Source organism: Roseovarius sp. THAF9, assembly GCF_009363715.1.
Taxonomy (GTDB): domain Bacteria; phylum Pseudomonadota; class Alphaproteobacteria; order Rhodobacterales; family Rhodobacteraceae; genus Roseovarius.
The window spans coordinates 1,860,232-1,882,174 of sequence record NZ_CP045404.1 but is presented as its reverse complement, the minus strand read 5'-3'; the positions used below and the strand labels follow the sequence as shown (position 1 = coordinate 1,882,174).

The following is a 21,943-nucleotide window of genomic DNA, read 5'->3' as shown; positions in this document are numbered from 1 at the left end:
CAAGGCGCGGCACCGCCGCGCCGCCGCGCGATCGTCCGTTGACCGAAAGGCGATTGCCTGCAATCGCCGAAAGGGGGGCCGCCCCCCGGGCTGGCGATTGGGGCACGTTGGCGCGTCGTTCTGAGGCTTTACGGACGTGGCTGCGATAAAGTGCGCTGAACAGCCGACGGGTCGCCACCCCGCGGTCTGGCAATCGCGCGGCGCTCACTGCGACCGTTTCAACTCCGCCACCAGCTTTTCATACTGCGCCTTGGTCAGCTCGTCCGTGTCGGTATAGGGCTTGGAGGCCAGAAAGCTGCGCTCGAACAGGGTGTCATAGGTCAAGCGTGGCCCCAGCGCGTGCTTGCCGGCGCCGTCCTCGCCCAGACCCTCGCCATGGTGCCGCGCGACCGACAGGGCGTTCTGCATCCAGTTGAGGCAGTTGATCGCGGTGAAAGGATCGTTGACACCGGGCGACAGCGCGCGGGCCAGCACCTCGACCAGTTCATCGACGAGAAAGAGCACGTTCTGATGCTCGGTCTTGCTGGTGCCAAGCGCGTAGCAGTCGCGCAACTCCGCGATATCCTCGTCCGACAGCGCGTCGCGTGACCAGACGGACATCACCGGCGTGAAGGAACTGACGAAATCGCCCGGCTGCTGTTCGATCCGCAGGGTCCAGTCACCGCGGTCGGTCAGCTGCTCGACCTTTCCGTAGTTCAGCGTGCGGATATAGCCCGCGGCATTCATCGTGATCTCGTGGTCCGGTGCGCGGTCGGGATAGGTCACCTCGCGGCGCTTGTCGCGGGCGTCCTCGGCGTCGATGATGGCCTTGATCTCGGTTTCCAGCCGTTGACCGAGGCCGGCGGTGATGTTGCCGACGTTGATCGTCTCAGGCACGTGGTGCACGAAATAGATCATGGTAAAGACCGCGATGATGCAGCCCAGCATCGCGATCAGCATGGAATATTGCGGCACGAACGCCTCGATCTGGTCCGTCTCGGACGGGTCCTGCACGGCGCGCAGGATCAGCAGGGCATAGACGAAGGTGGAAATCAGGATTCCGAGGCTGATCTGGTTGCCCCGGTTGCGCATGAAGTTCCCAATGAGGCGCGGGCCGTAATTGCCGGCGGCAAAGGACACCGCGACCATCGTCATGGAAAACATCACGCCGGTGACGCCGATCACCGAGGTGGCAATGGTCGACAGCGTGCTGCGCGCGCCGTCGACCTGTGTGTCGATCAGGGTTTCGGGAAGCTGGTAAGGTAAAATGTCGGCATTGTGGTCGAGCCATTCCGACCCGTAGGCCAGAAGGATCGCGAACAACACCATGTTGGCCGGAATGAACCAGTAGCTGGCGCGTACGTCCTGCGCCAGTTTGAGCAAGAGCGCCCGTTTGTTCATTCAATTCTTCCCTGGAGGTCGGACCCCGGGACCTGCTTCAGCCGATACCGATAAACGAAAGGATGGCAACGACGATGACAACAAGGCCGACGATATAGATGATATTGTTCATGGGTCTTCTACTCCGGTTTGCCGGGCGGGCACAATTGGCGTGCCCGCTATGGCGTGCAGGGGGGTAACTGCACCCGGAGCGGGAAAGTTCCCGACGGCGTGATCAAAGCGTGAGGATGGTCGACCCGGTGGTTTCCCGCGCCTCGAGCGCGCGATGCGCTTCGGCGATATCCTCAAGCTTCCATGTCTGGCCGATATTCACCTTCACGTCGCCCGACTGCACCTTGGAAAAGAGGTGCTTGGCCATGTCCTGACAGCGTTCGTGATCGGCCAGGAAGGTGAAGAGCGTGGTGCGCGTCAGTTTCAGCGAGCCTTTCTGCGCGAGGGTCAGCAGGCTGACCGGCTCGACCGGGCCCGAGGCGTTGCCGAAGGACATCATCATGCCCAAGGGCTTCAGGCAGTCGAGCGAGCGATCGAACGTGTCCTTGCCGACACCGTCCATCACCACGTCGACGCCCGCGTCGTCGGTCAGTTTCTTGACCTCGGCCACGAAATCCTCGGTGCGGTAGTTGATGCAGGCCGACGCGCCGTTGTCGACTGCCAGTTTGCATTTCTCGTCGGTGCCGGCAGTGCCGATCAGGGTGATGCCCTCTGAGCGGGCCCATTGGCAGGCCAGCAGGCCCACACCGCCGGCAGCGGCGTGAAACAGCACCGTGTCGCCTTTTTTCAGCGGCGAGACGCGGTGAAAGAGGTATTCCACGGTCATGCCCTGCAGCATGATCGAGGCGGCATCCTCGAACGCGATGTCGTCGGGCAGGGGGCAGACCTGTGCGGCGGGCATGACGCGGGCCTCGGAATAGGCGCCGGGTGGCGTGGCGGCATAGGCCGCGTGCTGACCCACTTGCAGGTGTGTGACACCGTCGCCCACGGCCTCGATGATGCCCGCGGCCTCCATCCCCAGGGCATGGGGCAGCTCCAGCGGATAAAGCCCGGTGCGCTGGTAGACGTCGATGAAGTTCAGCCCGCAGGCCACATGGGCGATGCGCACCTCGCCGGGGCCGGGCTGGCCCACCTCGCGGTCAACGAGCTTGAGTGTGTCCGGGCCGCCGAACTCTTCGATGATGATTGTGCGTGCCATTGTGGTGTCTCCTTGCTTGTCATGCGCGGCCGTCATGGAATACGCCGCACGCGTCTGGACGGGCATCTAGCCCGCTTGACGGGGATCGCCCGTGCGAATTGCAATCGCGGTCAGGTTTCGGGCGCGTCCTTGGCCGCGTCGCCGCCGTCCGCCTGCTTTTCCTGGAATTTCTTGACCCGGTTCAGCAGGTGCGCGCGTGCGGCCATGTTGGCGCGGCGCACCCGCATCGAGGTCAGGAACGCCTCTTCGGCGGATTGGGACGTGGCGCCGAGGATGCCGACGATTTCGGAGATCACACCATCGTCGCCCGAGGCATCCACATACTTGATGACCTTGAGCGCCAGTTCGTCTGCCAGATCCTCGGTCACGCCCATGGGCTTACCTCGTGGTCTCGGTCAGGCGGCGTTTGACGTAATCGCTGACGGTGTCGATCATCGTCTCCATGTGCGGCTCCTCGAAGAAGTGCCCCGAGCCCTCGATCTGTTCGTGGGTGATGGTGATGCCCTGCTGTTCATGCAGTTTGCCCACGAGAGACTGGGTGTCGGCGGGGGGCGCCACGCGGTCGGCGCTGCCGTTGATGATGAGGCCCGAGGACGGGCAGGGGGCCAGGAACGAGAAGTCGTACATGTTGGCGGGCGGTGAGACCGAGACGAAGCCGGTGATCTCGGGGCGGCGCATCAGCAGTTGCATCCCGATCCATGCACCGAAGGAAAAGCCCGCGACCCAGCAATGTTTCGAATTGGCGTTCATCGATTGGAGGTAGTCGAGCGCCGAGGCGGCATCGGAAAGCTCGCCCACGCCCTGGTCATACTCGCCCTGGCTTCGGCCGACGCCACGGAAGTTGAAGCGCAGGACGGTGAAGCCCAGCTTGTGGAACGCGTAATGCAGGTTGTAGACCACCTTGTTGTTCATCGTGCCCCCGAATTGCGGGTGCGGGTGCAGGATGATGGCAATCGGCGCATCGCGCTCGCGTTGCGGGTGGTAGCGGCCTTCCAGGCGGCCCTCGGGGCCGGGAAATATGACCTCGGGCATGCGTGTCCCCTTGCATTTCGGGCGCCGGTCAATTCTTGACGGAATTGATCAAGCACCTTAGAACTATTCTAAACAACCGAATGGATTCTGCGGCTTCACGCGGGATAGGGGGTTGATGGCGCAAGGTCAATCACTTCCCCGCCTGTCACGGCCCTGAAGCGCCCGGTATTTGGGGGGGAACGATGAAACTCAGCACCAAGGGACGCTACGCGATGGTGGCGCTTGTCGATATCGCGCTGCAGCAGAAGGACGGGCTGGTGACGCTCAGCGACATCTCGAACCGGCAGAGCATCTCGCTGCCTTACCTCGAACAGCTGTTCGTCAAGCTGCGCCGGGCCGAGCTGGTCAATTCCGTACGGGGGCCGGGCGGCGGTTACAAGCTGGCGCGGCCGGCGGCTGAGATCCGGGCGGTGGACATCCTGGCCGCGGTGGACGAGACAATTGATGCGATGCACAAGGGCGCGGGGGCGTCGGGAGCCACCAGCGGGTCGCGGGCGCAAAGCATGACCAACCGTCTGTGGGAGGGGTTGAGCGCACAGGTCTACGTGTTCCTGCACCAGACCCGGCTGAGCGACATCGTCGGCAACTCGCTGGCGCCGTGCCCCGCCGTGCCGTCGCTCTTCGCCGTGGTGGACGAAGAATGAGGACGCCTGCGGCGACAGGTTTTGCGCCGCCTTTGGCGTCGCGGTGGGCGGGGGCTCTGCCCCCGACGTCGAAACGGTGTTTCGACGACCCCCGGGATATTTATGGCCAGAAGAAGAGGGGGGCTTGATGGCGTCCGGGGCGGAAATTCCTGCACTGGATGATTTGCGCGCCATGCCGGTGATCCGGACGATGCACGGGGGTGTTCAGGCCGGACCAGTCGCCGCGGCGCGCAACCGGGTGGAGCGTGTGGCGTATAGAGCGATGGCGCGTGGAGAGTTGGACGTGTTTCTGCACAATGCCATACGACTGGGCCTGGGCACGTGGCGCGCGCAGCAATCGGCACTGGGTCGGCTACGAAACGTCTTCGGGTCCGGCAGGCCGGGATACGTGCAGGTGCCGGGGCGCATCCTGCGGCAGATCTGCGGCGCGCGCGAGATCGACACGCGGGACGAGATCGAGGACGGGCAGACGTATCTTTTGCGACTGGACATGGCGCAGGAGTTCCTGAGCGATATGCGCGCCGCCGATGCGGGGGCGACGGTATGAGCCGCGCGCGCGTCTACCTCGACTACAACGCGACGGCGCCTTTGCGGGCCGAGGCGCGGGAGGCGATGATCGCGGCGATGGATATCGTCGGCAACCCGTCGTCGGTGCATGGCGAAGGTCGCGCGGCCAAGGCGCTGGTGGAGCGGGCGCGTGGGCAAGTGGCCGCCGCCGTGGGGTGCAAGCCGCAGGAGGTGGTGTTTACCTCGGGCGCGACCGAGGCGGCGCGGGTGCTGGCGGGCTTCGATTGCGTGGAGGTGCAGCCGACCGCGCATGACGCGCTGTGGGCGCATCACGCGCCGGGCGAGAGTGGGCCTGTGGTGCGCGCGATGGGGCTGGCCAATTCCGAGACCGGGATCGTGACGCCGCCCGAGACCGGCGAGGATCTGCTGCTTCTGGACATCACGCAAGCTGTTGGGCGCCTGCCGTTTTCCTTTGCCTGGTCCGGGGCGGACCTCGCGGTGATGTCGGCGCACAAGCTAGGCGGGCCCAAGGGGGTCGGTGCGCTGATCGTCCGGCAGGGGCTGGACATCCCCGCGCTGAGCCTTGGCGGGGGGCAGGAGATGGGCCGCCGCTCGGGCACGGAGAACATCATCGGCATCGCGGGCTTCGGCGCCGCGGCGGAGGGGGCGCAGCGCGATCTGGAGGCGGGCGTATGGGCGCGGGTGGAAAAACTTAGAAGGATTCTAGAAAACGCTATTGAGGAATCCTCTCAAGTGACTACTTTTGTCGGGAAATCCGAAGACCGGTTGCCGAACACGTCCTGTTTCATCACGCCCGGCTGGAAGGGCGAGACGCAGGTGATGGCGATGGACCTTGCGGGGTTCGCGATATCGGCCGGTTCGGCCTGTTCCAGCGGCAAGGTCAAGGCGAGCCGCGTGCTGGCGGCGATGGGGTTCGACGAGGTTGAGGCGGCCAGCGCCGTCCGGGTCTCGCTGGGCCCCGACACGAGCGAAGACGACGTTGTGGCCTTTGCGCAAGCCTGGGCCAGGCAACATGAAAAGTTTCGCGCCCGTGCGGCGTGAGAGATAACCGAGGAGGTGGCCCAATGGCGGCACTGGACGAAACCCAAGTCAAGGAAGGCGTCGACAAGGAAACGGTCGATGCGGTGCGCGACATCAGCACGTACAAGTACGGCTGGGAAACCGACATCGAGATGGAGTACGCGCCCAAGGGGCTGACGCCGGAGATCGTGAAGCTGATCTCGGAGAAGAACGGCGAGCCCGAGTGGATGACCGAGTGGCGCCTGCAGGCCTATGAACGCTGGCTGCAGAAGGAAGAGCCGGACTGGGCCATGGTCGACTATCCGCAGATCGACTTTCAGAACCAGTATTACTATGCCCGGCCCAAGAGCATGGAGCAAAAGCCCAAGTCGCTGGACGAGGTCGATCCCAAGCTGCTGGAGACCTATGAAAAGCTGGGTATCCCGCTGAAGGAGCAGATGATCTTGGCCGGGGTCGAGGGTGCCGAGGAAGCGCCTGCCGAGGGCCGCAAGGTGGCCGTGGACGCGGTGTTCGACTCCGTATCCGTCGGCACGACCTTTCAAGAGGAACTCAAGAAGGCCGGCGTGATCTTCTGCTCGATTTCCGAGGCCATCCGCGAGCATCCCGAGCTGGTGAAGAAGTACCTCGGCAGCGTCGTGCCGGTGAGCGACAACTTCTATGCGACGCTCAACTCTGCCGTCTTCTCGGACGGGTCGTTCGTCTATGTCCCGCCGGGCGTGCGCTGCCCGATGGAGCTGAGCACGTATTTCCGCATCAACGCCGAGAATACGGGCCAGTTCGAGCGGACGCTGATCATCGCCGACAAGGGCTCTTACGTCAGCTATCTCGAAGGCTGCACCGCGCCGCAGCGTGACACCTCGCAGCTACACGCGGCCGTGGTGGAGATCGTCGTCGAGGAAGACGCCGAGGTGAAGTATTCGACCGTTCAGAACTGGTTCCCGGGCGACGAAGAAGGCAAGGGCGGCATCTACAACTTCGTCACCAAGCGCGCCGATTGCCGCGGCGACCGGGCCAAGGTGATGTGGACGCAGGTGGAAACCGGCTCTGCTGTGACGTGGAAGTACCCCAGCTGCATCCTGCGCGGCAATGAAAGCCAGGGCGAGTTCTATTCCATCGCCATCACCAACAACTGGCAGCAGGCCGATACCGGCACCAAGATGGTGCATCTGGGCAAGAACACCAAGTCCAGGATCGTGTCGAAAGGGATCAGCGCGGGCCACGCGCAGAACACCTATCGCGGGCTTGTATCGATGCACCCCAAGGCCAAGGACAGCCGGAACTATACCCAGTGCGACAGCCTGCTGATCGGCTCGGAATGCGGGGCGCACACGGTGCCCTATATCGAGGTCAAGAACAACTCGAGCCGGGTGGAGCACGAGGCGACCACGTCGAAGGTGGATGATGACCAGCTGTTCTACTGCCGCCAGCGCGGCATGGACGAGGAAGAGGCCGTGGCGCTGGTGGTGAACGGCTTCTGCAAGGACGTGCTTCAGGCGTTGCCGATGGAGTTCGCCATGGAGGCGCAGCAGCTTGTGGCGATCTCGCTTGAGGGCTCGGTGGGTTAGTATGTTCAGCGGGTTTGATCGCGACGATGCGCTGCTGCGCGACATCAAGCACCACGGACATGTCGGCGGAGTTCGCGAGGGGTTCTGGACCTTCGCGATCCTGTGCCTGTCCGGGATGGTGTTGTTCTCCGCTCTCGAAATCGGTTGGTTGCCACTCTTTTGGAAGATCTTCCTGACGCTCTTTGTGGCAGCCATCAGCGGGATCGCGGTTGGCGTCGGGATACGTGGCCTGCAAACCTCTACAAGGCGGAAGGCGCAGGACGACTATCGCGCGATGCGCGAAGCTGAAACGCAAAAGGGCATTGACCGGATGCTGCGCGCAGAATCGAAGGTTCCGAAGGTGAAAAAATGATCATCACGACCACGCAAAACATCGAAGGGCGTAAGATCATCGACTACCGCGGTATCGTGGTGGGCGAGGCGATCATGGGCGCCAATGTCTTCCGCGATTTCTTTGCCCAGGTGACGGATATCGTCGGCGGGCGCTCGGGAGCCTACGAGACCAAGCTGCAGGATGCCCGCGACACCGCCATGCGTGAGCTGGAAGAGCGGGCCCAGGCCCTCGGGGCAACGGCGGTTGTCGGCGTCGATCTGGACTACGAGGTCGTCGCGGATTCCATGCTGATGGTGTCGGCCAGCGGGACGGCGGTGGTGCTGGACTGACATGAGCCCGACCGCCACCATATCGCGGCCCGAGCTGACCCTGCCGGAGGCCGAAGCGGAGGTGCTGCGCGCGGCCTATGCGGGTGCCGACGTGATCTTGGAATACGGGTCCGGCGGGTCGACCGTGATGGCGGGCGAAATGCCGGGCAAGCGGGTCTTCTCGGTGGAGAGTGACAAGGATTGGGCGCTGATGATGCGCGGTTGGTTCGAGGAGAACGCGCCCGCCAAAGGCACCGAGGTGGACGTGATCTGGTCCGACATAGGGCCGACCAAGGAATGGGGCTATCCGACCGACGCGGAGCACTACATGCGCTATCCGCGCTACCCGCTGGAGGTCTGGGATCTGCCCGAGTTCCGCCAGCCCGACGTGGTGCTGGTGGATGGCCGGTTTCGGACGGGATGCGTCCTCGCCACGGCGCTGCGCACCCAGCGGTCGGTGCAGGTGTTCGTCGACGACTACAAGCGGCGCAAGCAGTACCATGTGGTCGAGAATTTCATTGGCGCCCCGCAGATGACGGGACGCATGGCGGGGTTCGAGGTGGAACCGCTGACCCTGCCGCAGAACGAGCTGTTGAACGTGATCGAGATGATGCTGCGCCCCTGAGGTGGCAGCGACAGGAAAAAGGAGAGAAAGATGTTGGAGATCAAAGGCCTGAAGGTCGATCTTGAAGACGAGGACAAGACCATCCTGAAAGGTGTGGACCTGACCGTCGAGGCGGGCAAGGTGCATGCGATCATGGGGCCGAACGGCTCTGGCAAGTCGACGCTGAGCTATGTTCTGTCGGGCCGTGACGGGTACGAAGTGACGGGCGGCAGTGCCACGCTGGAAGGCGAGGACATTCTGGACATGGAACCCGAAGAGCGCGCCGCGGCGGGGCTTTTCCTGGCGTTTCAGTACCCGGTCGAGATCCCCGGCGTGGGCAACATGACCTTCATGCGCACAGCCCTCAATGCGCAGCGCAAGGCGCGGGGCGAAGACGAGATGAGCGCGGCGGATTTCCTGAAGCTGGTCCGTGAAAAGGCCGCCACGCTGGAAATGAGCAACGACATGCTGAAGCGGCCCGTGAACGTGGGCTTCTCGGGCGGTGAGAAGAAGCGTAACGAGATCCTGCAAATGGCTGTTCTGGAGCCGAAAATGTGCATTCTGGACGAGACGGACTCGGGCCTCGACGTGGACGCGATGAAGCTGGTGTCGCAGGGCGTGAACGCGCTGCGCGACGCGGGCCGCGGCTTCCTGGTGATCACGCACTATCAGCGCCTGCTGGACCACATCAAACCCGACGTGGTGCATATCATGTCCGAAGGCCGCATCGTGAAAACCGGCGGGCCGGAACTGGCGCTCGAGGTCGAGAAGAACGGGTATGCCGATATCAAGGCGGAGGTGGCGTAATGGCCTTGCCCCAAGCGAAACAGGACGCCACCGAGGCGCGCCTTGCCGCGCTGAGCCTGCCCGACGGTTCGGGCTGGTCCAAGGCGGCGCGCGAGGACGCGCTGGCACGTCTGCGGGCCGCGGGCCTGCCGCATCGGCGTGACGAATATTGGAAATTCACCCGTCCCGACACGCTGGTCGATGCGGAGGTGCCCAACGCCGCCGTGTTCGAGAGCGACGAGACCGGGATGTTCGACGATGTCGAGCGTCTGAAGATCGTGTTCCGCGACGGTGTGTTCGACGCCGAGGCCAGCGACGACCTGAGCCTTGAAGGCGTGAAGATCGACCGACTGGCCGAGGCCGGGAAGGCCGATATCCACTGGGCCAAGGACCTGTACGGCGCGCTGGAAACCAATGGCCAGACCCCCGTGGCCCGGCCCTTGGCGACGCTCAACACCGCCGCCGCGAGTGATGGCGTGCTGATCCATGTCACGGGCAAGGCCAACAAGCCGATCAACCTGGTTTATCACCACGAATCCGAGACGTCTGACGCGATCCTGCACCACGTCATCAAGCTGGATGCGGGCGCCGAGCTGACCGTGCTGGAAAACGGCCCCGCCGCCGCGCGGTTCAACAAGGTGATGGAGGTCGACGTGGCCGACACCGCCGCGTTCAACCACGTGCGCACCCAAGGGCGCGACCACGAGCGCCGCGCCGTCACGCATATCTTCGCGCGGCTGGCGCGGGAAAGCGCTTTCAAGTCCTTTACCATGACGGCCAATGGCGTGCTCACGCGCAACGAATGCGTGATCGAGCTGACCGGCGACGATGCCATCGCGCACGTCGCGGGTGCCTGCGTGGGAGACGGTGATTTTCACCACGATGATACTGTCTTCATCACGCACGATGCCGAGAATTGCGAAAGCCGGCAGGTGTTCAAGAAGGTCCTGCGCAACGGCGCCACGGGCGTCTTCCAAGGCAAGATCCTGGTGAAGGAAGGCGCGCAGAAGACCGACGGTTACCAGATCAGCCAGTCGCTGCTTCTGGACGGCGACAGCGAGTTCCTCGCCAAGCCGGAGCTGGAGATCTATGCCGACGACGTGGCCTGCTCGCACGGCAGCACCTCGGGCGCGATCGACGAAGAGGCGCTGTTCTACCTGCGCGCGCGCGGCGTGCCCAAACCCATCGCGACCGACCTTCTGACGCTGGCCTTCCTGGCCGAGGCGGTGGAGGAGATCGAGGACGAGAGCCTGCGCGAAGGGATCGTCGAGCGCCTTGAAGGCTGGCTGGTGCGGCGGCGCGGCTGATGCCGGTCACCACCGATATCGTGGCCGCCTATCGCGGCCCGCGAACGGTGTTCCGTCGCCTGCTGGCAATGGGCGCGAACGAAGGGCGTGCGCTGGCCATCGTGATGGCTGGCTGCGCGATCTTCTTCATTTCCGAGTGGCCCCGGCTGGCGCGCGAGGCGCATCTGACCGACCAGGAACTGAACCCGCTGCTGGGCGGGTCGCTGATGGCCTGGATCTTCATCGCGCCGCTGGTGTTCTATGCTATCGGCACGCTTAGCCAATTTGTCCTACGTATCTTCGGCGGCACCGCCTCTGGCTATGCGGCACGGCTGGCGCTGTTCTGGGCTTGGCTGGTGGCGAGCCCCATCAAGCTGTTGCACGGTCTTGTGGCCGGGTTCATCGGCCCCGGCCCCGGCTTGACGGCGGTGGGTGCGATATGGCTGCTGGTGTTTCTGTGGGTGTGGGCGTCGGACCTGCGCGAAGCCGGATGGGGGCGGAGATGAACACGACCGTGCTGAAACCCCTTTTCATGACGACCATCCGGAACCCGCGCGGCGCCGCAGAACAGGTGATCGCCCTGAACTGGCCCCCGCAGGCGCTTTGGATCGCGCTGACGCTGATCTCGGTCGTGACCTCTGCCGTGGTCGCGGCACTGGTCCAGGCCGCGCCGTTGCCGCAGGGGGACCTGGGCACGCTGCTGGAGGCGTCGCCGGTCTACAGCTCGCCGCTGATCTTTGCCGTCATGCAATGGGCGCGGGCGGTGTTCTCGATCTTCATGCTGTTCTGGATCGGCCGTGCGCTTGGCGGACGGGGCACGGTGCCCGACGTGCTGGCCGTGGTGACCTTGTTGCAGGCGGTCAGCTTCCTGATGGTGGCCGGCTTTACCATCGTCGGGATGTTCATCCCGTTTCTGTCGTCGCTGGGCCTTTTGGTCTTCATCGTCTGGTGGATGTGGGCGGTGTCCAACATGCTGGACGTGGCGCATGGTTTCGACAGCCCGCTCAAGGCCTTCGGCGTGATGGTGATTGCAATCTTCGGCGTCCTGGTGGGGCTGTCCATCATCATGGGCGTCATCGGCGGCCTTTTCGCCGCAACGACAGGAGCAGTTTGAGATGTACGATATCGACGCGATCCGCCGCGACTTTCCGATCTTGTCGCGCGAGGTGAACGGCAAGCCGCTGGTCTACCTGGACAATGGGGCCAGCGCGCAGAAACCGCAGGTCGTGATCGACGCGATCAGCACGGCCTATTCGCATGAATATGCCAACGTGCATCGCGGCCTGCATTACCTGAGCAACCTGGCGACCGAGAAATACGAGGGCGTGCGCGGCATCATCGCGCGGTTTCTTGGTGTGGCGGACGAAGAGCAGATCGTGCTGAATTCCGGCACCACCGAGGGGATCAACATGGTCGCCTATGGCTGGGCCATGCCCCGGATGGAGGCGGGCGACGAGATCGTCCTGTCGGTGATGGAGCATCACGCCAACATCGTGCCCTGGCATTTCCTGCGCGAACGTCAGGGGGTGGCGCTGAAATGGGTGGATACCGACAGCACCGGCGCGCTGGACCCGCAAAAGGTGATCGACGCAATCGGGCCGAAAACGAAACTGGTGGCGCTCACGCACCTGTCGAACGTGCTGGGCACCAAGGTGGATATCAAGGCGATCACCGACGCCGCCCATGCAAAAGGCGTGCCCGTGCTGGTCGATGGCAGCCAGGCGGCGGTGCACATGCCGGTGAACCTCGACGAGCTGGGCGTGGATTTCTACGCCATCACCGGGCACAAGCTATATGGTCCCTCGGGCTCGGGCGCGATTTTCGTCAAGAAAGAGCGGCTGGCCGAGATGCGGCCCTTCATGGGCGGCGGCGACATGATCCGCGAGGTTTCCAAGGACGAGGTGAGTTATGCGGACCCGCCGATGAAGTTCGAGGCCGGTACGCCCGGGATCGTGCAGACCATCGGGCTGGGTGCCGCGCTGGAATACATGATGGGGCTGGGGATGGATAACATCGCCGCCCACGAGGACCGGCTGCGCGACTATGCCGTGGGCAAGCTTGGCGGGCTCAATTGGTTGCAGGTGCAGGGGCAGACGCCGGACAAGGCGGCGATCTTTTCCTTCACGCTGGACGGGGCGGCGCATGCGCATGACATCTCGACCATCCTCGACAAGAAGGGCGTCGCGGTGCGTGCGGGGCATCACTGTGCCGGGCCGCTTATGGATCATATCGGGCTGACGGCGACCTGCCGGGCGTCCTTTGGCCTCTACAACACCGAGGCCGAAGTCGATGCGCTGGTCGATGCGCTGGAACTGGCGCACGAGCTGTTCGCTTGATATTTGACGGATTTTGAACCGTGCTCCAAAATGTGACGACATAATATTAGCCACCAAGGAGAATATCATGATCACATTTCGCAGTAGCGCAGTTTTCACAGTTTCAGCTTTGATCCTTTCCGCCTGTACACAAACCAGCCCGGAACCCACACAGATCACCATTGATCCCGTCATGACCAAGTATGACAGCGACGGGGGCGGTGGCGGCTGTCCTGGCGGGGGCCAGCAAGGCACCGCCGGCGGCTCTGAAGAGTGCCTGCCGGACACCTATCCGCAAACGCCCGGTCAGCCCCGGACGGGCGGCGGTGGCAACCCCGGTGGCGGCAACACAGCCGGCGGGCGTACCTGAACCGTCCGGCCCGGGCGCATCCGCCCGGGCCACGACACCCCCAGCGGCCCGCACTACATCGCGGGCGTTTTCGCCGTTGCGGCACGGGTCCGAACCGGTTATAGCGTCGCGCAGGCACCTGTAGCTCAGCTGGATAGAGCGCTGCCCTCCGAAGGCAGAGGCCAAAGGTTCGAATCCTTTCAGGTGCGCCATCCCCCCCGGATACTTTCCCGCGCGACGCCATGAGAATTCGTACGAATTTTCGTGAGCGGTCCCGTGCGAGATCACGGGCGATAGCGGCCGCTTTTGGGATCGACGGCCATCCAGTCGGGCAGGCCGAAGAAATACTCGATCCCGAAGATCAGCAGGCAGATCCCAATGATCGCGAAGACGAACTTGACCCGCCCCGCGCTTGGCGGGTTCTGCGCCCAGCGGGACATGCGAAACAGCCATCTTGGATTCATCGGTGGGCCACTCCCATCCCGACGCCCATGACTTTTTCGCGCGGCATACCCGGCCCCCCTTGCATTTCGCGAAGCAGTTTACGACACAGTCCCATACTGCTACAACCCAACGGACCGATCTGCCCGCATGCCTTCTCACGCCGAAACCCGGACGCTGCCGTATACCGCGCAGCAGATGTACGATCTTGTCGCCGATGTCGGCTCCTACCCGGACTTCCTGCCTTGGACCGCCGCGGCCCGCGTGAACAGTGTCACGCCGCAGGACGACGGCAGCGAAGTGATGGAGGCCGACCTGGTCATCAGTTTTCGCGTCTTCCGTGAACGGTTCAGCAGCCGGGTCGTCCTGTGGCCGGAACAGAAGCGGATCGAGACCGAGTATCTTGACGGCCCGTTCCACCACATGCGCTCCAACTGGGAGTTCCGTGATATTGGCGAGGGTCAGTGCGAGGTCGGGTTCGACGTGGATTTCAAGTTCAAGAACAGGCTGTTGCAGGGCGCGGCTGAACTGTTCTTCTTTGAGGCGATGAAGCGTATCGTGCGCGCCTTCGAGACGCGGGCGGAAAAGCTTTATGGACGGGGTTGAGATCGGCGAACGGCTGGCCGGCTTCGCGCGCGGCACGGTCAAGGCGCAGAACGCCATGGAGATCCTGCGCCTGTCGCTGCTCGACTGGGCTGCGGTGGGCGTGGCCGGGCGGGAGGAACCCGTGGCGACGGTCCTGCATGGGCAGGCTGAGGACGAAGGGGGCAACCCTCTGGCCACGCTCATAGGAAGCGAGCTGCGCGGTCCGGCCCGCATGGCGGCGCTGGTCAACGGCACCATCTCGCACGCGCTCGATTATGACGACACGCATTTTGCCCATATTGGTCACCCCTCCGTGGCCGTGATCCCCGCCGCTCTGGCCGTGGGCGAGGCGGTGGGCGCCTCGGGCCCCGCGATGCAGGAGGCCGCGCTCATTGGCGTCGAGGCGTCGATCCGCGTGGGTGTCTGGCTGGGCCGGGCGCATTACCAGGTCGGCTATCACCAGACCGCCACCGCCGGAGCCTTTGGCGCGACGCTGGCCGCCGGGCGCCTGATGGGGCTGAGCGCGGGCCAGATGCAGCACGCCATTGGCCTCGTCACCACCCGCGCCTCTGGCATCAAGGCGCAGTTCGGCACCATGGGCAAACCGATGAACGCGGGCCTTGCCGCCTCCAACGGCGTTGAGGCCGCGCAGCTGGCCGCGCGCGGTTTTGTCAGCGCGCCGGGGGCAATGGACGGGCAGAACGGGTTTGGGCCCACGCATCATGGCGAAGGGCAGGGGAGTGCCTTCGACACGCTGGGCCACGAGTGGCTGTTCGAGAGCGTTCAACACAAGTTCCACGCCTGCTGCCACGGCCTGCACGCCACGCTGGAGGCGCTGCGCGACCTCGACGCAGGCGCCGACGCGGTTGAGAGCGTTGAAATCACCACCCATCCCCGTTGGCTGAGCGTGTGCAATATCGCGACGCCCGAAAGCGGGCTTCAGTCGAAATTCAGCTACCGGATGGTGACCGCCATGGCGCTGACCGGGCACGACACCGCGCGGCTGGACACGTTCGACGACGCGCTGTGCGCCGACGCCGGTCTTGCCGCGCTGCGCGAACGGGTCCGCGTGGAGAGCGACGACAGCCTGACCGAGATGCAGGCCCGTCTGCGCGTGACGCTCATGGACGGCAGCGTGCAGGACCTGTTTCACGACCTCGACGCCGATCCGGGCCTTGCCGCGCGCCAGACCCGCGTGCGGGCCAAGGCGGCCACGCTGCTGGGCGAAGGCCGGGCCGAGGCGATCTGGCAGGCGATCGAGGCCGACGCCCCGCCGGAGGAGTTCGCGGCGCTGTTGGTCCGCTGACCGCCGCCGGTCACCCCTTGGGGAAAATGACAGCGTCCTTCGGTAGGTCGACCACGCTGCCGTCATACTTGGGCAGGTCGTCATTCAGCGTCAGCCACGGCAGGCGGCTGCTGAAATGCACGTGAAAGGCGGGCTGCATCGCGGTCGGGTCCTCCAGCGCGGCCGCATAAACATGCATGTCGCCCGGATAGTGATCCGCCTCGAAGGCCATCGGCGTGCCACAGGCGGCGCAGAAATGCCGGTAGGCGCCGGGAGAGCTTTCGCGGGTCGCGGGCGCCGCGCCGGTCCAGCGGAACGCCGCCATCGGCACGCCCAGCCACGCCACCAGCGGCGCGCCGCAGTTGCGGCGGCAGTCGTCGCAGTGGCAGTAGCACGCCCAGTTGGGCGGTCCCTCGAATTCCCAGCGCGTCGCGCCGCAGTGGCAATGGCCGCGTGTCGTCATGTCGTATCGTCCTTGGCTGACCGCGCCGTACCATGCATGTCCGCAGGACAGGGTGTCTAGCCGATCCCCTTCAAGAGCAGGTCCAGCGCATGATCCCGCGCCTGTGCGCGCACCTCGGCGCGGCCCAGCGCACCGAACTCCACCGTTTCAACCTGCGTCACTTGGCCCACGCGCGCGAGGCCAAAACAGACCCGCCCCTCGGGCTTGTGCTCGGACCCGCCGGGGCCGGCGATGCCGGTGATCGACACCGCCAGATCCGCCTCGGAATGATCCAGCGCGCCTTCGGCCATCTCCCGCGCGACCTCTTCCGAGACCGCGCCATGCGCCTCCAGCGTGTCGCCGCGCACGCCCAGCATTTGCTGCTTGGCCGTGTTGGAGTAGGTGACGAAGCCGCGTTCGACCACGGCCGAAGAACCCGCGATATCGGTCAGCGCAGCAGCCACCATGCCGCCGGTGCAGGACTCTGCCGTGGCGACCATCAGCCCCGCCGCCTTGGCGGCGTTCAGCACGTCCTCGGCGCTCATAGCCCCAGCACCCCGTGCGACAGCCAGGCGAAGAGCATGACCCCCAGCGCGGCGAAAAGCCCCGCGATCACGTCGTCCAGCATCACGCCCAACGGCCCGCCCTGGCGGTCGGCCCAGCCCACCGGCCCGGGTTTCCAGATGTCGAAGAGGCGGAACAGCAGGAAGGCCGTCACGAAACCCGGCCACAATGCGGTCAGCGCCGCGCCCGCATGGGTAGCCCCGATCGAGACGGGCAGGAAGGCCAGCCATTGCCCGGCCACTTCGTCGATCACGATCTCGCTCGGGTCGTGATCGTCTTTTCCCTTTGTTTCCAGAGCTGTGGCCCACCATCCTAATGCAAATGAGGCGACCACGCCCAACCCCAGCAACACCGGCCCGCCAAGCACATGCAACAGCGTCGCCACAGGCAATGCGGCCAGCGAGCCCCAGGTCCCGGGCGCCGGGCGCAAATAGCCCACGCCGCCGAAGGTCGCAATCAGCTGCGCCACCCTCATGGCCGCACCAACGTGGCCACGGCCTGCGCCGCGATGCCTTCGCCGCGGCCGGTAAAGCCCAGCCGCTCGGATGTTGTGGCCTTGACCGACACGCGCTCCGCCTCCAGCCCCATAATCTGGGACACCCGCGCCTGCATCGCCGCGGCATGTGGCCCGATCTTGGGTGTCTCGCAGATGAGGGTCAGGTCCACATTGGTGATGCGAAACCCCTTTTCGGCGGCCAGACCCGCCGCGTGGGACAGAAAGACATGGCTTTCGGCGCCTTTCCATTGCGGATCGCTGGGCGGGAAGTGCCGACCTATGTCGCCCTCGGCCATCGCGCCGTAGATTGCATCGGCCAGCGTGTGCAGCCCCACATCGGCGTCCGAATGCCCTTGCAGGCCGCGGTCATGCGGGACCGCCACGCCGCACAGCATCACGTGGTCGCCGGGGCCGAAACGGTGCACGTCAAAACCGGTTCCGGTGCGTATGTCCATGGGCCCTCTCAGGATGGTCTCGGCCCGGGCGAAATCCTCGGGCGTGGTGATCTTCAGGTTGCTTTCGCGCCCCGGCAGGATCCGCACGGGAATGCCCGCGGCGCGGGCGACCTCGACATCGTCAGCGGCGCCTTCGGGGGCTGTGGCATGGGCAGCGGTGATGGCCTCGCGGATAAATCCTTGCGGTGTCTGAGCCCTGTAGAGCCCGGTGCGGTCCTGCGTGCCGCTCACCAGCCCGTCTTCGCCAAGCCACAGCGCATCGCTGACGGGCAGGGCCGGGGCCGCCGCCGGGCAATCGGGGCCAAGTGCCGCGATGATCTCGGCGATCTGGGTAGGGGACACGCAGCACCGCGCCGCGTCATGGATCAGCACATAAGACGCGCCCACGCTCTCCAGCGCCGCCAGCCCGTTGCAGACCGAGCCCGCGCGTGTGTTCGCGCCTTCGGTCACGGTGATGCCGGTCTCGCCGCTTAACTCGTCCATTTCGTCGGGATGCACCACCACCACGATCCGTTCGACCGCCGGCACCGCGCGGAACGCCGCCAACGTCCAGTCGATCACCCGTTTGCCAGCCACGCGCTGCCACTGCTTGGGCCGCTCGCCCCCGGCGCGGATGCCGCGCCCTGCGGCGACGATGATGGCTGCGATGCTCATATGCTTTGCTTACGCAAGCGGGCAGGGGCATGCAATGGGCGCGTCACACCGGCTGTTTGCCTATTTTTTAATCAATCGCATCTTTTTGATTTTAATTTGGGCAGGCATAAATTGTGCTTGGCCGCGCCCGGCCATAGAACGTCCACATGCTCAATCGTTAGGCACCCATGCTCAACATCGGCCCCCGAAACCTACATCCTCCGGTCCTTCTGGCCCCGCTTGCGGGCATTACGGACCTGCCATTCCGTTCGCTTGTCAGCCGTTTCGGCGCGGGGCTCGTGGTCAGCGAGATGGTCGCCAGCCAGGAAATGGTGCAGTCCAAGCCCGGCGTGCGCGAAAAGGCGGAACTGGGCTTTGACGCCGCCGACACCTCCGTCCAACTGGCGGGGCGCGAAGCGCATTGGATGGCCGAGGCCGCCCGCCAGGTCGAGGGCAACGGCGCCAAGGTGATCGACATCAACATGGGCTGCCCCGCCAAGAAGGTCACCAGCGCCAGCGGCTCGGGTGCCAGCGGATCCGCCCTGATGAAGGATCTCGACCACGCGCTGTCGCTGATCGAGGCGGTGGTGGGCGCAGTCTCCATCCCCGTGACGCTGAAAACCCGGCTTGGCTGGGACGATACCAACCTGAACGCGCCCGAGCTTGCGAAACGCGCGGAAGGGGCAGGGGTGCGCATGATCACAATTCATGGCCGCACCCGCTGTCAGTTCTACAAGGGCTATGCCGACTGGGCCGCGATCCGCGCCGTCAAGGATGAGGTCAGCATCCCCGTCATCGCCAATGGCGACATCACCGGCACCGCCACCGCCCGCGACGCGCTGATGAAATCCGGCGCGGACGGCGTCATGATAGGCCGCGGCGCACAGGGGCGGCCGTGGCTTTTGGCCCAAGTGGCGCACGAGCTGCACGGCACACCCGCGCCGGAGATCCCCGAGGGCGGGGGCCTGACGCGACTGGTGCAGGATCACTACGACGCGATGCTGTCCTTCTATGGCCGCGACCTTGGCATCCGCGTCGCCCGCAAGCATCTGGGCTGGTACATGGACGGACGCGACACGCCCCAGCCCTTGCGCAAGCGCATCCTGACCGAGCGGGACCCCGCCAACGTCAATCGCCTGCTAGAAGACGCCATGAGCGCCCCGGAAAGGACCGCCGCATGACCGGGATGGATGAAATGGTCTGGACCTCGCTGCCGGTACCGGGGCTGATCCTCGACGGGCAGGACCGCATCGCACAGATCAACCCCGCCGCCGAGGGCTTCCTGATGACCTCGGCCCGCTCGATCGTCGGCCAGCCGGTGTGGGACAAGCTGGCCGTCGACGCCCCCATCGAAGATGCGCTGGACCGCGCGCGCGAGAAATCCGCGCCGCTTTTCGTGAATGACGTGGACGTGGGCACAGGTGATCGCGCGCCGATGCAGTGCAACCTGCAAATCGCGCCGGTCTCGGGCTGGGACGATCACATGATCCTTCTGATCTCGCCCCGCGAACTGGCGGGCCGCGTGACGCAAAGCCAGTCGGTCAAATCCGCCGCCAAATCCGCCATCGGCATGGCCGAGATGCTGGCGCATGAAATCAAGAACCCGCTGGCGGGCATCACCGGCGCGGCGCAGCTTTTGTCGATGAACCTCGATCAGGACGACCTTGAGCTCACCGACCTAATCGTCTCGGAAAGCCGCCGCATCGTGGGCCTTCTGGAGCAGGTCGAGCAGTTCGGCAACGTGAGCCTGCCCAAGCTGCGCGCAGTCAACCTGCATGACGTGCTGGACCGCGCCCGCCGTTCGGCGCTGGTGGGGTTCGCCGCGCACATGACCATCGTCGAGGATTACGACCCCTCGCTGCCGCTTGCCGTGGCCGACCCCGACCAGTTGTTGCAGGTGATCCAGAACCTTCTGAAGAACGCGGCTCAGGCCGCGGGCGACAAGGGCGGCACCATCACGCTGCACAGCTATTACGAACAATCCCTGCGCGTCCGCCGCGACGGTGGCGGCCCGGGCAAGTCGCTGCCGCTGCAGATCGAGGTGATCGACGACGGCCCCGGCCTGCCGCCCGAAATCGCCGGCAACGTGTTCGAGCCGTTCGTGTCGGGCCGCGAAAATGGCACCGGCCTCGGCCTCGCGCTCGCGGCCAAGATCGTCTCGGACCTCGATGGCTGGCTCTCGGTCAGCTCGGTGCCGGGACGCACGAATTTCAGGATATCGCTGCCGCGCGCCGGCAAGGACATGGAGGAAAGCTAGATGGATGGCACGGTACTGGTCGCCGATGACGACCGCACGATCCGCACGGTTCTGACGCAGGCCCTGACGCGGGCGGGGTGCCGGGTGCACGCGACCTCGTCGCTGACCACGCTGATGCGGTGGGTGGGCGAGGGCAAGGGCGACGCGGTGATCACGGACGTGATGATGCCCGACGGCAACGGGCTGGAGATGCTGCCCAAGATCAACCAGGACCGTCCCGGCATGCCGGTCATCGTGATCTCGGCCCAGAACACCATCATGACCGCCATCCAGGCCGAAGAGGCCGCGGCCTTCGACTACCTGCCCAAGCCCTTTGATCTGCCCGACCTGATGAAGCGCACCGCCCGCGCGCTCGACGCCCGGACCACGCGCACCCCGGCCGAGGCGAAGTCCGAGGACCGGCCAGACGAGTTGCCGCTGGTCGGGCGTACGGCGGCGATGCAGGGGCTGTACCGCGTCGTCGCGCGGCTGATGAACACCGACCTGCCAGTGCTGATTACCGGCGAATCCGGGACCGGAAAGACGCTCATCGCCCGTGCCATTCACGATTTTTCCGACCGGCGCACGCTGCCCTTCGTCACCGTCACGCCCAGCGACCTCGCCGATCTGGAAGGCCCAGCACGGGTCATGGCCCGCGCCAAGGGCGGCACAATCGTGCTGGACGGGGTGGGCGACCTCAGCACCGATGCGCAGGCGCGCGTGGTGCGGATGATGGACGCGCCGGGCGATCACGTGCCGCGCTTCATGGCCACGTCCCTTGGGCGCCTGGCCGACCGGCTGGAAGAGGGCAAGCTGCGCGAGGATCTCTATTACCGCCTGTCGGGTGCCGTGGTCGAGGTGCCTAGCTTGCGCGCCCGTGTCGACGACATCCCGCTTCTGGCCCAGCATTTCCTGCTGAAGGCCGAACGCGAAGGCCAGCCGCCCCGCACCCTGTCGGACGAGGCGATGGAACTGATGCGCGCCTATAGCTGGCCGGGCAATGTGAGACAGCTTGAAAACGCGGTCCAGCGCCTGGGGCTGACCGCGCGGTCGTCCGAGATCAGCCGCTCCGAGGTCGAGGCGGTGCTGGGCAACCAGCCCGAGGCCGCGCCCGTGGTCGGTGGTGGCGGAGGCGAGACGCTCTCGACCTCGATCTCGCGTCACCTGCGGCGCTACTTCGACCTGCACGGCAACACCCTACCGCCGCCGGGCCTTTACACGCGAATCCTCAAGGAGATGGAGATGCCCCTGATCGAGATCGCGCTCGATGCGACGGGCGGGAATCAGGCCAAATGTGCCGACCTTCTGGGCATTAACCGCAATACATTACGCAAGAAAATCACCGACCTTGATATTCGCGTGACACGGCGCCGCAAGTTGATGTAAAACTGCAACATCACTGTGGCGCTTTGGAGGCTTTGCCAAGCTCCAAGCCACATCTGGAGGTATGGCGCATCCCGCGCCAC

General features: G+C 65.0%; 27 protein-coding genes and 1 tRNA gene. 19 read left to right on the top strand and 9 right to left on the bottom strand.

Annotated features, from left to right (window positions below; all coding sequences use genetic code 11):
* Nucleotides 1-204: 204 nt before the first annotated feature.
* The 4 genes from FIU86_RS09320 to FIU86_RS09305 form a co-directional block, all read right to left on the bottom strand.
* Nucleotides 205-1,380 (bottom strand): DUF2254 domain-containing protein, encoded by a 1,176-nt coding sequence (locus tag FIU86_RS09320; protein ID WP_152474834.1) that lies wholly within the window; start codon nucleotides 1,378-1,380, stop codon nucleotides 205-207.
* 214 nt (nucleotides 1,381-1,594) lie between these two features.
* Nucleotides 1,595-2,569: a quinone oxidoreductase gene (locus FIU86_RS09315; protein WP_152474833.1), complete on the bottom strand. Its 975-nt coding sequence runs from the start codon at nucleotides 2,567-2,569 to the stop codon at nucleotides 1,595-1,597.
* A 110-nt stretch (nucleotides 2,570-2,679) separates the two neighbouring features.
* Complete coding sequence (locus FIU86_RS09310) at nucleotides 2,680-2,943, bottom strand: hypothetical protein (protein ID WP_152474832.1); 264 nt, start codon at nucleotides 2,941-2,943, stop codon at nucleotides 2,680-2,682.
* Between the two features lie 4 nt (nucleotides 2,944-2,947).
* A complete protein-coding gene (locus FIU86_RS09305; protein WP_152474831.1) occupies nucleotides 2,948-3,601 on the bottom strand; it encodes an alpha/beta hydrolase in 654 nt (217 codons plus the stop codon).
* A 182-nt stretch (nucleotides 3,602-3,783) separates the two neighbouring features.
* On the opposite strand from FIU86_RS09305, the gene FIU86_RS09300 reads away from it, so the two are divergent.
* The 14 genes from FIU86_RS09300 to FIU86_RS09235 all read left to right on the top strand — a co-directional run bounded on the left by FIU86_RS09300 (nucleotide 3,784) and on the right by FIU86_RS09235 (nucleotide 13,552).
* Entirely contained in the window at nucleotides 3,784-4,245 is a 462-nt protein-coding gene (locus FIU86_RS09300) for an Rrf2 family transcriptional regulator (protein WP_152474830.1), read from the top strand.
* Between the two features lie 127 nt (nucleotides 4,246-4,372).
* On the top strand, nucleotides 4,373-4,792 hold the full coding sequence (locus tag FIU86_RS09295) for a hypothetical protein (RefSeq protein WP_152474829.1): 420 nt from the start codon (nucleotides 4,373-4,375) through the stop codon (nucleotides 4,790-4,792).
* Nucleotides 4,789-5,814, top strand: a complete 1,026-nt coding sequence (locus tag FIU86_RS09290; protein WP_152474828.1) for a cysteine desulfurase family protein — start codon at nucleotides 4,789-4,791, stop codon at nucleotides 5,812-5,814. The genes FIU86_RS09295 and FIU86_RS09290 overlap by 4 nt, the downstream gene beginning before the upstream one ends.
* Before the next feature lie 23 nt (nucleotides 5,815-5,837).
* Complete coding sequence (gene sufB, locus FIU86_RS09285) at nucleotides 5,838-7,358, top strand: Fe-S cluster assembly protein SufB (RefSeq protein WP_152474827.1); 1,521 nt, start codon at nucleotides 5,838-5,840, stop codon at nucleotides 7,356-7,358.
* Between the two features lies 1 nt (nucleotide 7,359).
* On the top strand, nucleotides 7,360-7,710 hold the full coding sequence (locus FIU86_RS09280) for a hypothetical protein (RefSeq protein WP_152474826.1): 351 nt from the start codon (nucleotides 7,360-7,362) through the stop codon (nucleotides 7,708-7,710).
* Nucleotides 7,707-8,021, top strand: coding sequence for a heavy metal-binding domain-containing protein (locus tag FIU86_RS09275; RefSeq protein WP_152474825.1), 315 nt, complete (start codon nucleotides 7,707-7,709; stop codon nucleotides 8,019-8,021). Before FIU86_RS09280 ends, FIU86_RS09275 begins: the two co-directional genes overlap by 4 nt.
* Before the next feature lies 1 nt (nucleotide 8,022).
* Complete coding sequence (locus FIU86_RS09270) at nucleotides 8,023-8,625, top strand: hypothetical protein (protein WP_152474824.1); 603 nt, start codon at nucleotides 8,023-8,025, stop codon at nucleotides 8,623-8,625.
* Between the two features lie 30 nt (nucleotides 8,626-8,655).
* Nucleotides 8,656-9,411 (top strand): Fe-S cluster assembly ATPase SufC, encoded by a 756-nt coding sequence (gene sufC, locus FIU86_RS09265; RefSeq protein WP_152474823.1) that lies wholly within the window; start codon nucleotides 8,656-8,658, stop codon nucleotides 9,409-9,411.
* Complete coding sequence (sufD, locus tag FIU86_RS09260; RefSeq protein WP_152474822.1) at nucleotides 9,411-10,697, top strand: Fe-S cluster assembly protein SufD; 1,287 nt, start codon at nucleotides 9,411-9,413, stop codon at nucleotides 10,695-10,697. The genes sufC and sufD overlap by 1 nt, the downstream gene beginning before the upstream one ends.
* Nucleotides 10,697-11,182 (top strand): YIP1 family protein, encoded by a 486-nt coding sequence (locus FIU86_RS09255; RefSeq protein ID WP_152474821.1) that lies wholly within the window; start codon nucleotides 10,697-10,699, stop codon nucleotides 11,180-11,182. The genes sufD and FIU86_RS09255 overlap by 1 nt, the downstream gene beginning before the upstream one ends.
* Complete coding sequence (locus FIU86_RS09250) at nucleotides 11,179-11,790, top strand: Yip1 family protein (RefSeq protein ID WP_172977477.1); 612 nt, start codon at nucleotides 11,179-11,181, stop codon at nucleotides 11,788-11,790. The genes FIU86_RS09255 and FIU86_RS09250 overlap by 4 nt, the downstream gene beginning before the upstream one ends.
* Before the next feature lies 1 nt (nucleotide 11,791).
* A complete protein-coding gene (locus FIU86_RS09245) occupies nucleotides 11,792-13,012 on the top strand; it encodes a cysteine desulfurase (protein ID WP_152474819.1) in 1,221 nt (406 codons plus the stop codon).
* 67 nt (nucleotides 13,013-13,079) lie between these two features.
* The gene (locus FIU86_RS09240) at nucleotides 13,080-13,361 is read left to right on the top strand and encodes a hypothetical protein (RefSeq protein WP_152474818.1); all 282 of its coding nucleotides are present in this window, start codon (nucleotides 13,080-13,082) and stop codon (nucleotides 13,359-13,361) included.
* 114 nt (nucleotides 13,362-13,475) lie between these two features.
* Nucleotides 13,476-13,552 (top strand) — tRNA-Arg (locus FIU86_RS09235).
* Between the two features lie 72 nt (nucleotides 13,553-13,624).
* Here the strand turns inward: FIU86_RS09235 and FIU86_RS09230 are convergent.
* Nucleotides 13,625-13,804: a hypothetical protein gene (locus FIU86_RS09230; RefSeq protein WP_152474817.1), complete on the bottom strand. Its 180-nt coding sequence runs from the start codon at nucleotides 13,802-13,804 to the stop codon at nucleotides 13,625-13,627.
* Nucleotides 13,805-13,931: 127 nt separating this feature from the next.
* On the opposite strand from FIU86_RS09230, the gene FIU86_RS09225 reads away from it, so the two are divergent.
* On the top strand, nucleotides 13,932-14,387 hold the full coding sequence (locus FIU86_RS09225) for a type II toxin-antitoxin system RatA family toxin (RefSeq protein ID WP_152474816.1): 456 nt from the start codon (nucleotides 13,932-13,934) through the stop codon (nucleotides 14,385-14,387).
* Nucleotides 14,374-15,672: an MmgE/PrpD family protein gene (locus FIU86_RS09220; RefSeq protein ID WP_152474815.1), complete on the top strand. Its 1,299-nt coding sequence runs from the start codon at nucleotides 14,374-14,376 to the stop codon at nucleotides 15,670-15,672. The genes FIU86_RS09225 and FIU86_RS09220 overlap by 14 nt, the downstream gene beginning before the upstream one ends.
* 10 nt (nucleotides 15,673-15,682) lie before the next feature.
* Here FIU86_RS09220 and FIU86_RS09215 read toward each other — a convergent pair whose 3' ends face one another.
* Genes FIU86_RS09215 through FIU86_RS09200 form a run of 4 tightly spaced genes read right to left on the bottom strand, consistent with a single transcriptional unit; the run spans nucleotide 15,683 to nucleotide 18,262 of the window.
* Nucleotides 15,683-16,114 carry a GFA family protein gene (locus FIU86_RS09215; RefSeq protein ID WP_152474814.1) on the bottom strand — a complete coding sequence of 144 codons (432 nt, stop codon included), beginning with the start codon at nucleotides 16,112-16,114 and terminating at the stop codon, nucleotides 15,683-15,685.
* Between the two features lie 56 nt (nucleotides 16,115-16,170).
* Complete coding sequence (locus tag FIU86_RS09210) at nucleotides 16,171-16,638, bottom strand: CinA family protein (RefSeq protein WP_152474813.1); 468 nt, start codon at nucleotides 16,636-16,638, stop codon at nucleotides 16,171-16,173.
* Complete coding sequence (locus FIU86_RS09205; protein ID WP_152474812.1) at nucleotides 16,635-17,132, bottom strand: phosphatidylglycerophosphatase A; 498 nt, start codon at nucleotides 17,130-17,132, stop codon at nucleotides 16,635-16,637. Before FIU86_RS09205 ends, FIU86_RS09210 begins: the two co-directional genes overlap by 4 nt.
* Complete coding sequence (locus FIU86_RS09200; protein WP_152474811.1) at nucleotides 17,129-18,262, bottom strand: bifunctional 2-C-methyl-D-erythritol 4-phosphate cytidylyltransferase/2-C-methyl-D-erythritol 2,4-cyclodiphosphate synthase; 1,134 nt, start codon at nucleotides 18,260-18,262, stop codon at nucleotides 17,129-17,131. Before FIU86_RS09200 ends, FIU86_RS09205 begins: the two co-directional genes overlap by 4 nt.
* Nucleotides 18,263-18,429: 167 nt before the next feature.
* Between FIU86_RS09200 and dusB the strand changes: the two genes are divergently transcribed.
* From dusB to FIU86_RS09185, 3 genes are read left to right on the top strand one after another with little or no spacing between them, the layout of a single operon-like run.
* Nucleotides 18,430-19,422: a tRNA dihydrouridine synthase DusB gene (gene dusB / locus FIU86_RS09195; RefSeq protein ID WP_152474810.1), complete on the top strand. Its 993-nt coding sequence runs from the start codon at nucleotides 18,430-18,432 to the stop codon at nucleotides 19,420-19,422.
* Nucleotides 19,419-20,498, top strand: a complete 1,080-nt coding sequence (locus tag FIU86_RS09190; protein ID WP_152474809.1) for a nitrogen regulation protein NR(II) — start codon at nucleotides 19,419-19,421, stop codon at nucleotides 20,496-20,498. The genes dusB and FIU86_RS09190 overlap by 4 nt, the downstream gene beginning before the upstream one ends.
* Nucleotides 20,499-21,863, top strand: coding sequence for a response regulator (locus FIU86_RS09185; protein ID WP_152474808.1), 1,365 nt, complete (start codon nucleotides 20,499-20,501; stop codon nucleotides 21,861-21,863).
* The last annotated feature ends 80 nt before the right edge of the window (nucleotides 21,864-21,943 follow it).

Coding starts and splice junctions, on each gene's coding strand:
- FIU86_RS09320 (WP_152474834.1), bottom strand. CDS start 1,380: ATGAACAAACGGGCGCTCTTGCTCAAACTGGCGCAGGACGTACGCGCC.
- FIU86_RS09315 (WP_152474833.1), bottom strand. CDS start 2,569: ATGGCACGCACAATCATCATCGAAGAGTTCGGCGGCCCGGACACACTC.
- FIU86_RS09310 (WP_152474832.1), bottom strand. CDS start 2,943: ATGGGCGTGACCGAGGATCTGGCAGACGAACTGGCGCTCAAGGTCATC.
- FIU86_RS09305 (WP_152474831.1), bottom strand. CDS start 3,601: ATGCCCGAGGTCATATTTCCCGGCCCCGAGGGCCGCCTGGAAGGCCGC.
- FIU86_RS09300 (WP_152474830.1), top strand. CDS start 3,784: ATGAAACTCAGCACCAAGGGACGCTACGCGATGGTGGCGCTTGTCGAT.
- FIU86_RS09295 (WP_152474829.1), top strand. CDS start 4,373: ATGGCGTCCGGGGCGGAAATTCCTGCACTGGATGATTTGCGCGCCATG.
- FIU86_RS09290 (WP_152474828.1), top strand. CDS start 4,789: ATGAGCCGCGCGCGCGTCTACCTCGACTACAACGCGACGGCGCCTTTG.
- sufB (WP_152474827.1), top strand. CDS start 5,838: ATGGCGGCACTGGACGAAACCCAAGTCAAGGAAGGCGTCGACAAGGAA.
- FIU86_RS09280 (WP_152474826.1), top strand. CDS start 7,360: ATGTTCAGCGGGTTTGATCGCGACGATGCGCTGCTGCGCGACATCAAG.
- FIU86_RS09275 (WP_152474825.1), top strand. CDS start 7,707: ATGATCATCACGACCACGCAAAACATCGAAGGGCGTAAGATCATCGAC.
- FIU86_RS09270 (WP_152474824.1), top strand. CDS start 8,023: ATGAGCCCGACCGCCACCATATCGCGGCCCGAGCTGACCCTGCCGGAG.
- sufC (WP_152474823.1), top strand. CDS start 8,656: ATGTTGGAGATCAAAGGCCTGAAGGTCGATCTTGAAGACGAGGACAAG.
- sufD (WP_152474822.1), top strand. CDS start 9,411: ATGGCCTTGCCCCAAGCGAAACAGGACGCCACCGAGGCGCGCCTTGCC.
- FIU86_RS09255 (WP_152474821.1), top strand. CDS start 10,697: ATGCCGGTCACCACCGATATCGTGGCCGCCTATCGCGGCCCGCGAACG.
- FIU86_RS09250 (WP_172977477.1), top strand. CDS start 11,179: ATGAACACGACCGTGCTGAAACCCCTTTTCATGACGACCATCCGGAAC.
- FIU86_RS09245 (WP_152474819.1), top strand. CDS start 11,792: ATGTACGATATCGACGCGATCCGCCGCGACTTTCCGATCTTGTCGCGC.
- FIU86_RS09240 (WP_152474818.1), top strand. CDS start 13,080: ATGATCACATTTCGCAGTAGCGCAGTTTTCACAGTTTCAGCTTTGATC.
- FIU86_RS09230 (WP_152474817.1), bottom strand. CDS start 13,804: ATGAATCCAAGATGGCTGTTTCGCATGTCCCGCTGGGCGCAGAACCCG.
- FIU86_RS09225 (WP_152474816.1), top strand. CDS start 13,932: ATGCCTTCTCACGCCGAAACCCGGACGCTGCCGTATACCGCGCAGCAG.
- FIU86_RS09220 (WP_152474815.1), top strand. CDS start 14,374: ATGGACGGGGTTGAGATCGGCGAACGGCTGGCCGGCTTCGCGCGCGGC.
- FIU86_RS09215 (WP_152474814.1), bottom strand. CDS start 16,114: ATGACGACACGCGGCCATTGCCACTGCGGCGCGACGCGCTGGGAATTC.
- FIU86_RS09210 (WP_152474813.1), bottom strand. CDS start 16,638: ATGAGCGCCGAGGACGTGCTGAACGCCGCCAAGGCGGCGGGGCTGATG.
- FIU86_RS09205 (WP_152474812.1), bottom strand. CDS start 17,132: ATGAGGGTGGCGCAGCTGATTGCGACCTTCGGCGGCGTGGGCTATTTG.
- FIU86_RS09200 (WP_152474811.1), bottom strand. CDS start 18,262: ATGAGCATCGCAGCCATCATCGTCGCCGCAGGGCGCGGCATCCGCGCC.
- dusB (WP_152474810.1), top strand. CDS start 18,430: ATGCTCAACATCGGCCCCCGAAACCTACATCCTCCGGTCCTTCTGGCC.
- FIU86_RS09190 (WP_152474809.1), top strand. CDS start 19,419: ATGACCGGGATGGATGAAATGGTCTGGACCTCGCTGCCGGTACCGGGG.
- FIU86_RS09185 (WP_152474808.1), top strand. CDS start 20,499: ATGGATGGCACGGTACTGGTCGCCGATGACGACCGCACGATCCGCACG.